The sequence below is a fragment of the Chloroflexaceae bacterium genome, assembly GCA_025057155.1.
Taxonomy (GTDB): Bacteria; Chloroflexota; Chloroflexia; order Chloroflexales; family Chloroflexaceae; genus JACAEO01.
In genome coordinates, this window is sequence record JANWYD010000031.1 from 1 (window position 1) to 14566 (window position 14566).

Sequence of the window (14566 nt, forward strand, 5' to 3'; positions counted from 1 at the left end):
GCCGGCTGCGCCGGCGCCCACGCTCCCCGGCGTCGAAGCGATGGGACGCATGCGTCGGGCCATTGCCCGGACAATGAGCGAATCCAAGCCCGGCGTGCCGCACATCTACGTGACGATGGACATAGAGATGGACGCCGCCCTGGCCCTGCGCGAGCAGCTTGCCGCCAGCGGCGTCAGAATCTCGGTGAACGACCTGGTGATCAAGGCGGCGGCGCAGGCGCTCCTCAAAGTGCCCGCTGTGAACAGCAGTTACAGCCTCACCCCTGAGGGACAGCCGGGGGTCGTCCGCCATCAGCAGGTCAACGTCAGCGTTGCCGTGGCCCTCGACGACGGCCTGGTGGCGCCGGTGGTGAAGGACGCCGACAGGAAAAGCCTGAGCGCGATCAGCGCCGAGATCCGCGACATGGCCCTGCGGGCGCGCGAGGGCAAGATTAAGCAGCACGAACTCGAAGGCGCGACCTTCCAGGTCTCCAACATGGGCATGTACGGGGTGAGCGACTTTGTCTCAATCATCACCCCGCCGCAGGCCGGCTCGCTTGCCGTGGGCGCGGTGCGCAAGACGCCGATGGTGAAGGACGACCAGATCGTCATCGGGCATGTAATGACGGTGACGTTAAGCGCCGACCATCGGGTGGTGGATGGCGCGGTGGCGGCGCGTTACTTGCAGGAACTGAAGGCGCTGATCGAGAACCCGTTGCGCGTGCTGGCCTGAAGCGATTGCGGGGAGGCGATGCCTCCCCGCGCCCCTCCGAATGGCGGCATGAGGTCTGAGGAGCTTACATCTCGCCGTAGAGTTCGAGCAGCTCGCGCCACTCCCCGGTGAGTTCTTCGCGGCGGGCGGCATAGTAGAAGTGCGGCTCGCCGGACTCGTCTATGTAGACCAGATCGACCTGGCTGCGCATGGGCCGCAGGTAGCCCAGGTTGCCCCACCAGCGCACTTTGTCCTCATCGAGGGGGATGTCCTGCTGGTACATGCGGGCGGCGTACTCGCGCACGGTGCCTGGCTCGATATCCTGGAGGCGCCAGGGAACGCCGCTGACATCACCGGTGCGCAGGTTGCGGAAGACGTACTGCCACTCGCCGTCCTCGCCGCGGGTCGCGCTGACCACTTCGATGCCGGTGCGCGGGCGCGGCACGCGGATAAGGCTCAACCAGGCCTCGGTGAGCTTCTCGGCGGGAACGCCAGGATAGGACTGTTGGCCGCTGCCGTCCTTATCCTTCATCACCAGATCGAAGCGCACCTTGCCCGCTGCGTCGCGGGTCACCGCCACCAGGCCGCCACGGCCCCGCCAGCGGATGCGCCGCTCGCCCCAGGTTGCCGGCTCGGGCAGCGCGGCTTCGGTGGGCGCGTCGTCGGCGAGGGCGGGCATCACCGCTTCATCGCCCTGTTCAAAGGCCTGCGGCTCCTGTTCAACCACGTCGCCGCTGCGTTCGTTGAGCAGGGCCGCCCACGAGTCGCTGAGGCCCCAGTCGCTCACGCCAAAGAAGATGTGGTCAATCACCCCGTTGGCATCACGATGGACCAGATCGTACTTGGTGCGATTGCCCTGGCGATAGGCGCGCCAGAGGCCCAGGCGCCCTTTCCAGCGCACCTGGCTGTGCAGGTCAATCCGGCCATCGCGGAGATCCTCATGGCGGCTGATGGCGTAGGCCCACAGGCCCTGGGCGCGATCGCGAGTAACCCCGGCGGTGGTGCGCAGGTCGCGCACCTCGTAGAGCCAGACGCCGCCCCGTTTGACGGCGCCGACGATCTCGACGCCTGAGCGAGGCAGATCCAGTTCCTCGCCATTATCCAACGGCGAGGATGCGCCTTCGGCGAGGGCGCGGCGGCAGAGTTGAATGATCTCGCCACGGTCGGCCAGGGCGGTCTCGCCATCGCGGCGGACATAGATCGTGCCATTGGCGCCCACATACGGAGGGGTATCGGGGGCCTTGACCTCGACGCGCATGACATCCTGGCCTTCGTAGCTCATCAATTCGAAGGAGAGGTATGGCTGGGGAGTAATCTGCTCGGCGACGCTCCTGCGCAACGTCTCGCTGACCTGGTCGGGCCGCGTGACGCCGACGACCTTGCCGCCAGGCTCGCAGCCGATCACCAGCACCCCGCCGCCAGCATTGGCCAGAGCGGCCACATCCTTCCACAGCTCAACGACCTGCGCGTCGTCGCCGGGGGCGCGCAGCACCTGCCGGTCAGAAGAAGCGCCAAAACGAACCGCGTCCACGGCCCACTGCTTCTGGTCGCGCTTGGGTACCCGCACCCGGTCGAAGTCCTGACTGGCAAAGAGCGCCTTAAGGGACTCGAAGCTAGGATCGGGCAGGAGCACCTCGAAGTAGCGATCGCCGATGCCGTGGCGGTGCAGAGCCTGCATATCGTCGTCGGGAAGGCGCCGCAGACGGTGGGCGTCGGAGCCCTGGATGCAAAACATGCGCCGTTCGTAGTGTTCGGTCTTTCCGTTGTAAAAGCCTGGCGAGGTGAACTTCTCGTGGTCGGTGTAGAAGTTCACAAACTCCAGGGCGTGCAGGTAGGGACTCTGGGTGACGGCGATGCGCGCCTGGCCGCTGGTCCCCATGCGCAGCGTTTCGGTGATCACCCCGTTGGGGCCATTAACGTGGGGGGCGATCACCAGGCCGCCCGCGCGGGCGATGATCTCGTAGGCTTCGGTCACATGGCGCGTATTGGCGATGCCGCAGATGCCCGACTTGAGATGTTCAGCGGGAACGCCCAGTTGCAGCAGCGTCGTCTCAATCAGACTGATCGGACGGTTAGGCGGGAAGATGCCGAGGATGTGGGCGCCGAAGTGCGAGGTAAACTCAAACCCCGGCAGCACCGTGATGCGCGCCAGCAGGCGCCGGTATTCGATGAGGCGGGCCTGTTCCTCGGCCGTCAGCCGGCCAGCCTGCTCGAGAGCGCGCAAAAAGTCCAACTCACGCTGAAACTGTTCGTAGCCGTGAACCGTGTTATGGTCAGTAAAGGCAATGATGTCAAGCTCGCGTCGTTCCGCTTCCTGGAGAATATCGAGATAGGTGATTTCCGGTTCGGCGTAATCCTCAGAAGCCGGCGTATGAATGTGCAGATCGGCGCGAAACCAGCGCATTCCGTTGCGCACCTCACCAGGCGTGCTCATAGCTTTTCAACTCCACAATTGCTTTCGCTCTTTACTCTCACGCTTTTTTTCTTCTCGCCGCAACCCGGTTTAGCGGCGGGGACGAAGCCTCCCTTCTATGGCTCACATACGGCGCGATGAAACGGCCAGGGGTATCAAGGAGATCAACAATCCACAAGCGCGCCGGGTGGGCGATGCCCTTATGATACCCGAAACGCGAGTAAACGACAACTAACCGGAGGCGGATACACCTGCTATGGGGGCGACCTGGTGCAACCCGGAGGGTTGCGTACTTACATCAGCCTATCTCGATGCCTGTGCCGGGGATCACCTCGCCGATGCGCCAGCAGGGCTCGCTGGCGTCGGCGAAGCGCCGCAGCGCCTCGCTGGCGCGCTCGGGGGGCATGGCCAGCAGCAGGCCGCCGGAGGTCTGCGGATCGAAGAGCAGCAGGCGCAGAGCCTCGTCAATCGCATCAGCATAGCGCACGACGCCGCGCTCCTCCAGGTAGCGCCGGTTGCGACCCAGACCGCCGGGCGCGATCCCGGCCCGGGCGTACTCCAGGGCGCCGGGCAGGAGCGGCAGCGCATCAGCGACGATGCGCAGGCCCACCTCGCCCACGCGGAGCATCTCAGCGGCATGGCCCAGCAGTCCGTAGCCGGTGACGTCTGTAGCCGCGCGGACGCCCGTCTCTGCCGCCAGTTCGGCGGCGCGGCGGTTCAGGCGCAGCATGCTTGCGACGGCCGCCTCCAGGTGGGCTGCCTCGACCAGGCCCCGTTTGGCCGCCGTGGTGATCACCCCGGTACCAAGGGCCTTGGTGAGCAACAACACGTCGCCGGGCCGCGCCCCGACCGTGGGCGTGACCCGTGCCGGAGCGACCAGCCCGGTCACGCAAAGACCATACTTCGGCTCACGGTCCACCACGGTATGCCCGCCGGCCAGCACCGCGCCAGCCTCGGCCACTTTGTCGGCCCCGCCCTGGAGGATCGCCGCCGCAATCGCCGCGTCAAGATCCTCGGGAAAGGCGGCGATGGCCAGGGCCAGCACAGGCCGCCCACCCATGGCATACACATCGCTGAGGGCATTGGCCGCGGCAATGGCGCCGAAGGTGTAGGGATCGTCCACGATTGGCGGAAAAAAGTCCACCGTCTGGACCAGCGCTGTATGCGCGTCCAGTTGATAGACGGCCGCGTCATCGCTGATCTCCAGGCCGATCAGCAGGTGTGGACTGGCAGGCAGCCGCAGCGCGGCCAGCAGGTTGGCAAGGGCCTCCGGCCCCAGTTTCGAGGCTCAGCCGGCGCAATCGGCCATGCGCGTCAGCCGCACCCGCTCACGCTCGTCCATACGATCCCCGCGATCATTGCCGCGGCCAGCCTGCCCGGCCGCGAGCATGTATACATTGTACCGCACCTGTAGTTGGCGGGGGAGATATCCTCTCAGATGGAGAGTTTTTCGCGGGAGAAGAGGAGAAGGGGTGATATGAATGAAGCCCCTTGACTACCCGATTGTACATTGATTTCCGCCTCGTGCCTTGCTCATGTACATCAACGAATCGGCTCGTTCTATAACGCTTTCCATCGTATCCTCTTTACGGATCAGCGTCGCGCCAAGCGATACGCTGACTGACAATCTCATGCCGCCCAGAGTAATAAAACTACTTTGCACCATTTTTCTGATGCGCTCGGCAAATGCCCATAAATCTTCTCTTGCATTGACGTCTGATAGATAGATGAGAAATTCATCCCCGCTCCATCGAATAAACGTATCAAAGTGGCGCAGGAAATTGGCTACTGTATGGCTTACCATGAGCAGAACCTTATCGCCTACAGAATGACCGTACACATCGTTAATGGACTTGAAATTATCCACATCCATAAAAATAACGCCAAATAATTTGCCGGTTATGTTAAATTCTAATTGGCGGACTTGAAACATGGCTTCCGCATACCGGCGATTGCCAATTTCCAGCAGGGGGTCTAACATGCTTTCCCTTTTGTGCCGCTCCAACTCTTTAATAATGTACAGCTCCTTGGAGCGGTCGGAAAATATCTCGACAGCGCCAATGATCTCATCGGTTTCATTTCGTATGGGCGAAATACGAATATGAACAGGCACTCGATGCCCTTCCTTGTGGTGAAGAAAAACAATAGCTTCTCTTTTCCGACCATCGCAGATGGTTTCATGCAATGGACAGCCGTTTTTGCATAACTCGATTCCTGCCAGATCAACGTGACACAAAATATTGTCGGAACACTTTGTTCCAACTACTTCCGATTCTGAATATCCTGTTACTTCTTCTGCGGCTTTGTTCCAGTAGACAATTCTCCTGTCCTTATCTACTACATAAACGGCGTCAAAAAGGTTATCCAACCACGCCTTGTACAAACCCAGGATCATGGTTTGTTTCCTGTTTACACAATCTGAATTGTCAACAGCTTGAGCTTCAGCCGAGTTATGAAGCGCATCGCTGGATTGCAGGCTGCCAGCACCGCCAGGTTATGGGGTCATGATCTCCAGCAGGTGCACTCTTCACGCCGGCCGCGCCCCTCCTCCGCGCTGACGCAGCAGGCGTTCCGGTGCTTGGGGGCGAGGGTGCGGAACTTACTGGTGTGAGCGGCGGCAAACGCCTCGCGGATCGAGCGGTGCAGCGTCCCCGGGTTGCCCTTGACGATGATGACGTAGTCAGCCTCCTGCGCGCCGATCGCGTCAACGGTCTCGGTCTAACCGTGCATCGCGTCCAGGGTGACGATACCGCAGTTCGCTGGTTGCTGCCGCCATTCTGCCCGACCTCCCCTCTTTCTCGCTACGCTGCATCAGACCACGGTGATCGCACTGAAAAATATGTCAAGGCCCCGGCTAGATCATTCCAAAAACGATTAAGAGCGTGCGCATACTGATGACTATTACCAGTACACCAACAACGATCATAAACGGTTTGACAGGCATATGTTTGGAGACCCAGGCGCCGAGTGGAGCGGCCAGTATGCCGCCGATGGCCAGCCCCAGGATGATTTGCCAATTAGTAAGACCAAGTGTAAACAGAAACGTAACTGAGGCCGCTAGAGTAACGAAAAACTCAACGGCATTGACACTCCCTATGGTCTTTCTAATATCGTTTCCTCGGACCAGAAGGTTTGAGGTCACAATTGGCCCCCACCCTCCGCCGCCAACGGCATCAACGAGCGCGCCAATGAAGCCTAGCAACCTCAGGTGACTGGTCACCCGGCGTGGCGGAAATTCTCGGAACGCCTTGTAAACAATCACAGCACCCATGACCAGCAAATAACCGGCGATATAAGGTCGAACGGCATCGCCCGGAAAACTGGCCAGGACATAAGCGCCTGTAACGGCTCCCAATACCCCCGGGATCAACAGCCTGCGGAAAAGATGACCGTCTACGTTGCCGAAGGTGCGGTGTGAGATTGCAGAAGCACCTGTAGTGAAGCATTCCGCGGCATGCACCGTAGCGCTTGAAGCCGCTGGCGGCACGCCAAAGGTGATCAGGAGCGAAGAAGCGGTCACTCCATATGCCATGCCGAGCGCCCCATCAATAATCTGAGCGATAAATCCTACAAGGATATAGAACGCAAACTCCGGTGTGAAAATTGACATCGTTCCGTCATTGATCAGATTCGGGGGATGCCGCCCAGATGCGAGAGCGATCACATTCCGTGATCCAATCGCCCTGCCTATGCTGACCGCCATGCCCCTTACTTCCCCGGCGGAGGCGGTTTCCCCTGCTCCGGCACGGTCAGGGATCGCCAGACGGGGAGCGACCGCGCTGGCGGGCGTATTCTAGCATACGCCAGCATCCCGTTTCGGAAGTAACACAAAACCTGCCAGGCGCGGCAATGTTGTCACGCCTGACAGGAGCCTGCGCCGGCGCGCCCACGCGGATCGCGGGGCGGCCCTTTCATAGCTCAGGCCAGAATGGGCTGAACTGGACGACGCCTCGTAGCGACCATCACCGCGCCGGTTTACGCTTCCGGCTCGCGCGGCTCGAGCTGCTGGACCAGGATCTCGAACAGGTCGCTCTCGGTGATGATGCCCACGACGTGCTTGTGTTCATCCACCACCGGCAACCCGCCGATCTTGTTCTCAATCATCAGCAGCGCCGCTTCGCGCAGACCCGTCTCTGGCGTGATGCTGATCGGATGTTCGGTCATCACTTCGTAGACCTTGACGTTCCGCAGGGCTTCGGCGATATCGAGGGGGTCAAGGCCGGCGAGACGCATTACGTCGGCCCCGCGGATATCGCCCTGGGTGATGATGCCACGCAGTTCGCCGGTATCAATCACGCAGGGCAGACGGCGAATGTCGTGCTCGCGCATCAAGGCGAGGGCATCGCTCAGGGGCGCCGCGATGTTGATCGTCACCGCCGGCGTTCGCATGTAGTAGCGCACCTCTTGCTCGGCGGGTACGCGCGCATGATGGGGGGTGGCATTGGTGACGTTCATGGCAGCCTCCTTTGGCTACACTGCGGCCCTATTTCATCATGGTACCGCCCCGGCCGGGCGGCTGGGGCATATTCCGCTCACCAGAGGTAATAGTTTGTTAACCTGCGGATCTATGATGCAGTCCTGCGAAACGTGGGTTCGCTACGTTCAGGCCTGCCGCAGAGCGTGCGGAGGGCGCGGAGGACGGGCGTTCAGAAACCCTCCGCACCCTCTCCGGACGGAGGTGAACCCTGCCCGCCCGCCTTCGTGTTGCCCCCGGCGGCGGACTGGGGTAGAATGCCCGCACGTGAAGTACATGAGGACCTACGTTGATGCAACCGACTGCCCTCCCGCGCCTGCTGGCGATGGTAGCCGCCATTGCCTTCGCCGCCGGCTGCGCGCCGCCCCGCACCGCCACGCCTGCACCCTCCCCCCCGCCCGTCGGGGGAGAGGCATCCGCCGCGCCTTCGCCGACGCCGCCACGCGCCTACCCGGGCTCCGAGGAGACGCGGGTCTCCCCCGTCCCTACCGGCGTTCCCGCGCTGCTCGCTTCGCCGAACCCCGTCGCTGAAGCCGCGCTGCTCCTCTCTGCCCGCGTTGTGCGGAGTTACCCGCACGACCCCCAGGCCTTCACCCAGGGCCTGGTCTACCTCGACGACGCCAGTTTCTACGAGGGCACTGGCCTGAACGGGGCCTCGTCGCTGCGCAAGGTTGATCTCGCCAGCGGGCAGGTTACGGCGATCTTCAACCTGGAGCGCGAGTACTTTGGCGAGGGCATCGCCGTTGTTGGCGAGCGCGTCTTCCAGTTGACCTGGCGCAGCGGGGTGGGGTTCATCTATACCTACGCCAGCGGGGCCTTCAACCGCGTGGGAACCTTCACCTACCCGCCAGCGGGCCGCTCCCTGCCCGTCGAGGGGTGGGGGCTGACCTTCGATGGCGCGCGGCTGATCATGAGCGATGGCACGGCCAGCCTCTACTTTGTTGACCCCGAAGCCACCGCCCGCACCGGTACGCTCGCCGTCACCGGCCAGGTGGAGGTGCGCGACGATCGCGGTCCGGTGACCTGGCTGAATGAACTGGAGTACGTGAACGGCGAGGTCCTCGCCAATATCTGGCAGTCGGATCGCATCGCCAGGATTGACCCGGCGACGGGGCGGGTGCTGGCTTACGTGGATCTGAGCGAGTTGCGCTCGCTGCTGCCGCCTGCCGAGTATGGCCCCTCGCCGCCTGAAGTGCTCAATGGCATCGCCTACGATGCCGCCAGCGGGCGGCTCTTTGTAACTGGCAAGCTCTGGCCCCGCGTGTTCGAGATTGAACTGGTCGAGACGGCCTGGCGCATCCATCTGCCGCTGGCCCGGACCATTCTGTGAGCAAGACGAAGCCAGGCTACAATTTTATGTCAAGCAAAAGGCCCTGTCAAGCCTTAATGCCCGCGTTCCCGGTGGTATGCTGATGAAGCTCTTTCGCCTTCCCCCGCTTCACCCGTTTACGGCTTCCGTCGTCCTTCTGGCCCTGGCGCTGCTGGCGGCCTGCGGCGCGCAGATCCCGGCGGCGGCGCCCACACCCGCTGCCGCGCCCCGCCTCGCCGCTCCCCCGACGATCACCCCCAGCGGGCTGACCTTCATTGAGCTGGAACCCGGCGTTGGCCCCCATCCTCGCCCCGGCGATGTGGTTGACGTACACTACCGTGGCGCCCTGGCCGACGGGACGGAGTTCGACAATTCCTACCTGCGCGACGATCCGCTGCAATTCGTCCTTGGCGCGGGCACAGTCATACCCGGCTGGGACGAAGGCGTCGCGCTGATGCGCCGGGGGGGCAAGGCGCGCCTGATCATCCCCCCGGAACTGGCCTACGGCGCGCAGGGCGCCGGGGGGGTCATTCCGCCCAATGCCACGCTGACCTTCGAGGTTGAACTGGTGGACATTCGCCGCAATCCGCCTGCCGCCCCGCAGGCGCTGGAGTCCTCGGCCTACGTAACCACTCCGAGCGGCCTGAAGTACGCCGACCTGGAGACGGGCACGGGCGCCGAAGCGCGGCCCGGGGCAATGGTGGTGGTGCACTACACCGGCTGGCTCGACGATGGCACGCGCTTCGAGACCTCCCTGCTCCCTACCCGGCCTATGGGACGCCAGGAGCCGTATGAGTTTCGCCTGGGCGACGGCGAGGCGATCCCGGGCTGGGAGGAGGGCATTGCCGGGATGCGCGTAGGCGGGCTGCGCCAGCTCATCGTGCCGCCGGAGCTGGCCTACGGCGAGCGGGGCGCCGGCGGGGGAAAGGTGCCCCCCGGCGCGACGCTGGTGTTTGAAATTGAGTTGCTGGAGGTCAGGTGAGACCGCCCCTGTCGGATTGTAGATAGTGGATTGCCGTATATCGCGTCCCAGTGAGACGCAACGATAATGCGCCAGCAATCTGTTCGACGGGAACTGGCGCCATGCCCTCTTCTCAGGGGTAGGGTTTTTCGAGCGAGCAGGGGTTTTCGGCATTCCAATGCGCTTACAGTCCTCACCCCCCCGCCCCCCCTCTCCCGCTCGCGGGAGAGGGAGGAGCTGGGCATCCCGATACCCCGGATGGCGCATGCTCGCGTCGCATGCGCCGGAAAATCCTACCTCTGAGAAGCCGTGCCTCCTTCCTGTCTCTCCAAATGGTGACACAGGTGTGAACCATGCGCATCGAACGGATCGAACTCAGACGGATCGAACTGCCCTATGTCACGCCCTTCGAGACCAGCGGCTGGCGCGAGCTGGCCAATCACTCGGTGATCGCGCGCGTAGAGGCCGAAGGAGCGGCTGGCTGGGGTGAGGCCCCCGTCGGCGTTGGCCCGTGGTATAACGAAGAGACCCAGAGCACCGCCTGGGTCATTGGGCGCGAGATCCTGGGGCCGCTGCTCCTCAAGGCCGAGGTGCGCCGCCCCGAGGACGTGGACGCCCTCTTCGCCCGCGTGCGCGGCAACCGTATGGCCCGCTCGGCCTTTGAGTTCGCCGTCTGGGACCTGATGGGGCGCCTGGAGAGGCGTAGCCTGAGCGCCATGCTCGGCGGTACACGCAACCGCGTGGACGTTGGCGTGAGCGTGGGCGTGCAGCCCGACATTGACACCCTGCTCAGCGTCGTCGGCGGCTACATTGAGGCCGGCTACCGGCGCGTCAAGCTCAAGATCAAGCCCGGCTGGGACGTGGAACCGACCCGCGCCGTCCGCGAATGCTGGCCTGACCTGCGCCTCCAGGTAGACGCCAACAGCGTGTACACTCTCGACGACGCCGGCCACCTGGCGCAACTCGACGCCTTCGATCTGCTGCTCATTGAACAGCCCCTGGCTCACGACGACATCATTGACCACGCAAAGCTCCAGCGTCGCCTGCGCACCCCTATCTGCCTGGACGAGAGCATCGTCTCGCCGGAGCATGCGCGCTGGGCGATCGAGCTGCGGGCCTGCGGCGTGATCAACATCAAACCCAGCCGTGTCGGCGGCTTGACCGCGGCCCGGCGCATTCACGATCTGGCCGCCGAAGCAGGGCTGCCGGTGTGGTGCGGGGGAATGCTGGAGACCGGCATCGGGCGCGCCGTCAATGTGGCCCTGGCGAGCCTCCCCAACTTTGCGCTGCCCGGCGACATCAGCGCCAGCGCGCGCTACTTCCGGCGCGATGTCGTGCGCAACCCCTTCGCGCTCAACCCCGACAGCACCCTGAGCGTGCCCGAAGGGCCAGGCAGCGGCGCCGAGGTGGACGAGGAGTTTCTCGACAGTGTTACGCTCGAACGGATCGTGCTGAGGTAAAGAGGGAGGCCAGCGATCGCATTCGATTGGGCGCCTGCACCCGGCAATCCAAAATCCAAAATCCAAAATCCAGAATGGCATTACTCCACGGGCTGCCGCACAGGGATGGTTGCGGGGCGGCGCGCGGGCAGGCCGAGCAGCCAGTGCTCCAGCGCGCCCAGCGCCACCAGCGAGGCGATCAGCGCCAGGCGCGGCCCCGCCGCTTCGAAGCGGTGCGCGTGCGCCGCCAGCCAGAGCATGACCGCCAGCAGGGTCACCACCGACACCGAGGGCACAAAGAACCAGTTGGTCGGGCGTTGGGCCCAGTAGCTGCCGAGGTAGCGCAGGTGCGGCGGGAAGAACTCGACGTTCAGCGAACGAACGCCAAGCAGTACATTCAGCTTGGCGCTGTGCTGCAACCCCCAGCTCAGAATGAAGACCAGCGGGCCGATAACGTTGACCGCATCGTTGAGCAACCAGGCCATCAGCGCCAGTTCGGCGACGACGGCCAGTTCGTGGTAGAGATGGGTGCCCAGGGCGTAGCCAAAACGCGTGAAACCGCGCGCGGCAGGCGGGCATGGCTTGCGCCATGGCCCGGTGATCGCCCCGGAGTAGAATGCGAGTTCATGCCATGCCCAGATCAGCGAGCCGGCGATGAACCCGCGGTAGGCCGCCATAAGCCCCACGTCGGCCCGCACTGCCCACAGTTCATGGTGCGCCAGCGCCAGCAGCGGCAGCGTCACCACCAGAGCGATACGCCCCGCCAGCGGGCCGCGCCGGTTCAACCCAGCCACGACCAGCGTCAACCCCACCCAGAGCGCGATGGCCGCCAGCGGGGGGTACAGGTACAGATGCGGCCATAGCGGCAGCGGGTAGTCCATCGGCGACGCCTTCCGCCCATTACATTTAGGCAAGACACTTACGCGGATGGTAACACGACGACAGGGCGGCTGTCAATCAGGCGCGCAACGGATAGCGTCCGCCATCTACCGGGCCCGTTCGCGACGCAGAGGCACGCAAAGGGCTTCGAAAGGTCCACCCTCTGCATGCTCTGCGGTACATTTGAACGCGGGCGCGTAACGAAGGCGCGCCGCGCCTACCACCGCACCAGCGGCAGCGCGACGCGGGCCTCGGACCCTATACCCCGGAGCGCGAGGTTGCCGCCCTCGCCTTCGGTGGTTACGAATACCGCGCGCCCGGCGTGGGTTCCCACAGTGGTCGGTGTAAAGGCGATCAACAACGTACAGCTCGCCCCCGGCGCCAGGTCGAACGGAAACGCGGCGGGGCAAGTACCGCCACGGCGAGCGAAGCTCCCCTCGAGGTCGAGCCGCGTCACGGCGATTGGCGCACCGCCCCCATTCGCCACCATGACCGGCAGCGTGGCGGCGGTTCCCAGCCGGTGCGCGCCAAAGTCCAGCGTGGAGGCATCCAGCGCCAGCCGGCCCGAGGCCGTAGTATCCTGAATGATCAACGTCAGGCTGGACGGTCCGGCGAGGGTCGCGCGCTCAGGGTCGCCGAGGGTGATCGTGATCGTCTCGCCGGGATCGCGTTCGGCGTCAGACTCGACCCTGAATCTCAAGGTTGCTGAACGCTGCCCTGGCGGGAAAACGATGCTGCCCTGGCGCAGGGTGTGATCGGCCTGGCTCGCCGTGCCCCCCACGGTGTAGGGCGCGGACACCTCTCGATTGCTGGCGAGGTTCAGGGTCAGGGTGATGGTTACCTCGTCGCCCTCGGACACCACTCGCGGATTGTCAGTGAAGCTAAGCTGGCGCACGCGACGGGCGGCCTCTTCGACCGCCGCGCCAGCGTTGAGGATGCCCGTACCACAGCGGCCAATACACCCGCTGCCGCCGGGAAAGGGCGTAACCGTGTCGCGCAGGATTTGCAGCACCTCGGCCCGGCTCAAGCCGGGGTTGGCCGAGAGCATCAGGCTGATCGCCCCGGCCACGTGGGGCGTGGCCATGCTCGTACCCCGGTAGCCGGCGTAGGTGTCGCCGGTCGGCGATGGCGCAGTGGTGCTGCTGTTGACCGTCGAGACCACAGTGGCGCCGGTGTCGCCGCCCGGCGCGGCGAGGGTGACCAGCGATCCATAGTTGCTGTACGAGGCCCGGTTGCCGGAGAGCGTTGAAGCGGCCACAACCACCACGCCCGAGCAATTGGCGGGGATCATGCTCGACGCCGATGTGTTGGAGTTTCCGGCGGCGACCACGACAATCGCGCCGGCCTGGTTTGCGGCGTTGATGGCGTTCTGCATCGTAGCCGGGCACGTGCTGCCCCCGCCGCCAAGGCTTAGATTAAGCACCCGGGCCGGGGTAGGATTGTCCGGCACGCCGGGCACGGGTAGACCGGCCGCCCAGCGCAGGGCGTCGGCGATGTCGCTCAGAGTGCCGCCGCACTTGCCCAGTACGCGCACGATGAGCATCGGCGCGTCCCAGACGGCCCCGGCAATGCCGCGGTCGTTATTGGCGCGAGCGCCGAAAATGCCCGCCACGTGCGAGCCGTGCCAGCTACTCGGAGATACCGGGCAATTCCCTGTCGCCTCGGCTGAGGTTACCCAATCACCCGGATCGCTCGGGTCAGGGTCGCGCCCATTGCCATCATTGGCATTGAACAGGGTTGAAATAAAGTCGTAGCCGGGATTGCCCGCCGGGGTGCGCCCGGCGAGATCCTCGTGGGTAAGGAGGCCGCCCGTGTCGAGGATCGCGCTGACGATGGCCGGGCTGCCGGTAGTGATCATCCAGGCGTCGGGGAAGTTGGCCCCGTACCTGGCGCTGGTGACGGACTGAAGGTTCCACTGAGCGGCGGCATACAGCGTGTCGTCTGGAACCACGGTTGGGAAGAAGATCAGGTCCGGTTCGACATACTCGGCGCCCGATACGGCCGCCAGGCGCTGCGCCAGGCGCCAGGCCTCCTCGGGCGGGAGCGGCTCAGGCAGGCGCAGCACGTGCGCGCCATCGGCCAGCGTCCGCACATACTCCAGCGGCGTTGCGGCCTGGGCGCTCAACTGCGCGGCGGCCTGCGAGGGGCTGGCAAGGGTCTCCCGGCCAGTGTCGTCGGACGAAGGAAAGCGCACAATGATCTGCTCGACCGGCGCAACCGGCGGGGGTTCGTTCGCTTCATCGGCGCGGGCCGGTCTAACCAGGACGAGCAAGAGCAGGGCCAGAGCAATGAGGGTAAATGCTCTGAGCGAACGGGGGATGGGTAGGCGCATATATGTTTCCTGTCAGGTATCCTTGCGGCTTCGCCGCCCAGAACAGGTGTGAAAGCGACCGTTTCCGT

General features: G+C 64.2%; 11 protein-coding genes. 4 read left to right on the forward strand and 7 right to left on the reverse strand.

The window, feature by feature from the left end; all coding sequences use genetic code 11:
- Nucleotides 1–712 (forward strand): 2-oxo acid dehydrogenase subunit E2 (locus NZU74_19535; protein ID MCS6883527.1); only part of this gene is annotated, 712 nt, incomplete at its 5' end.
- 64 nt (nt 713–776) lie between these two features.
- Here the strand turns inward: NZU74_19535 and NZU74_19540 are convergent.
- The 5 genes from NZU74_19540 to NZU74_19560 form a co-directional block, all read right to left on the reverse strand.
- Nucleotides 777–3125: a putative DNA binding domain-containing protein gene (locus tag NZU74_19540; GenBank protein ID MCS6883528.1), complete on the reverse strand. Its 2349-nt coding sequence runs from the start codon at nt 3123–3125 to the stop codon at nt 777–779.
- A gap of 277 nt (nt 3126–3402) precedes the next feature.
- A complete protein-coding gene (selD, locus tag NZU74_19545) occupies nt 3403–4446 on the reverse strand; it encodes a selenide, water dikinase SelD (protein ID MCS6883529.1) in 1044 nt (347 codons plus the stop codon).
- Nucleotides 4447–4599: 153 nt separating this feature from the next.
- On the reverse strand, nt 4600–5499 hold the full coding sequence (locus tag NZU74_19550) for a sensor domain-containing diguanylate cyclase (protein ID MCS6883530.1): 900 nt from the start codon (nt 5497–5499) through the stop codon (nt 4600–4602).
- Between the two features lie 459 nt (nt 5500–5958).
- A complete protein-coding gene (locus NZU74_19555) occupies nt 5959–6807 on the reverse strand; it encodes a sulfite exporter TauE/SafE family protein (protein MCS6883531.1) in 849 nt (282 codons plus the stop codon).
- A gap of 272 nt (nt 6808–7079) precedes the next feature.
- A complete protein-coding gene (locus NZU74_19560; protein ID MCS6883532.1) occupies nt 7080–7559 on the reverse strand; it encodes a CBS domain-containing protein in 480 nt (159 codons plus the stop codon).
- Between the two features lie 311 nt (nt 7560–7870).
- Between NZU74_19560 and NZU74_19565 the strand changes: the two genes are divergently transcribed.
- The 3 genes from NZU74_19565 to menC all read left to right on the forward strand — a co-directional run bounded on the left by NZU74_19565 (nt 7871) and on the right by menC (nt 11308).
- Nucleotides 7871–8908, forward strand: a complete 1038-nt coding sequence (locus NZU74_19565) for a glutaminyl-peptide cyclotransferase (protein MCS6883533.1) — start codon at nt 7871–7873, stop codon at nt 8906–8908.
- 82 nt (nt 8909–8990) lie between these two features.
- Nucleotides 8991–9869 carry an FKBP-type peptidyl-prolyl cis-trans isomerase gene (locus tag NZU74_19570; protein MCS6883534.1) on the forward strand — a complete coding sequence of 293 codons (879 nt, stop codon included), beginning with the start codon at nt 8991–8993 and terminating at the stop codon, nt 9867–9869.
- A 332-nt stretch (nt 9870–10201) separates the two neighbouring features.
- Nucleotides 10202–11308 (forward strand): o-succinylbenzoate synthase, encoded by a 1107-nt coding sequence (gene menC, locus NZU74_19575; GenBank protein MCS6883535.1) that lies wholly within the window; start codon nt 10202–10204, stop codon nt 11306–11308.
- A gap of 80 nt (nt 11309–11388) precedes the next feature.
- Here the strand turns inward: menC and puhE are convergent, their stop codons facing one another.
- Together puhE and NZU74_19585 are read right to left on the reverse strand one after the other, a co-directional pair.
- On the reverse strand, nt 11389–12168 hold the full coding sequence (gene puhE / locus NZU74_19580) for a putative photosynthetic complex assembly protein PuhE (GenBank protein MCS6883536.1): 780 nt from the start codon (nt 12166–12168) through the stop codon (nt 11389–11391).
- A gap of 215 nt (nt 12169–12383) precedes the next feature.
- Nucleotides 12384–14498, reverse strand: coding sequence for a S8 family serine peptidase (locus NZU74_19585; GenBank protein ID MCS6883537.1), 2115 nt, complete (start codon nt 14496–14498; stop codon nt 12384–12386).
- Between the last annotated feature and the right edge of the window lie 68 nt (nt 14499–14566).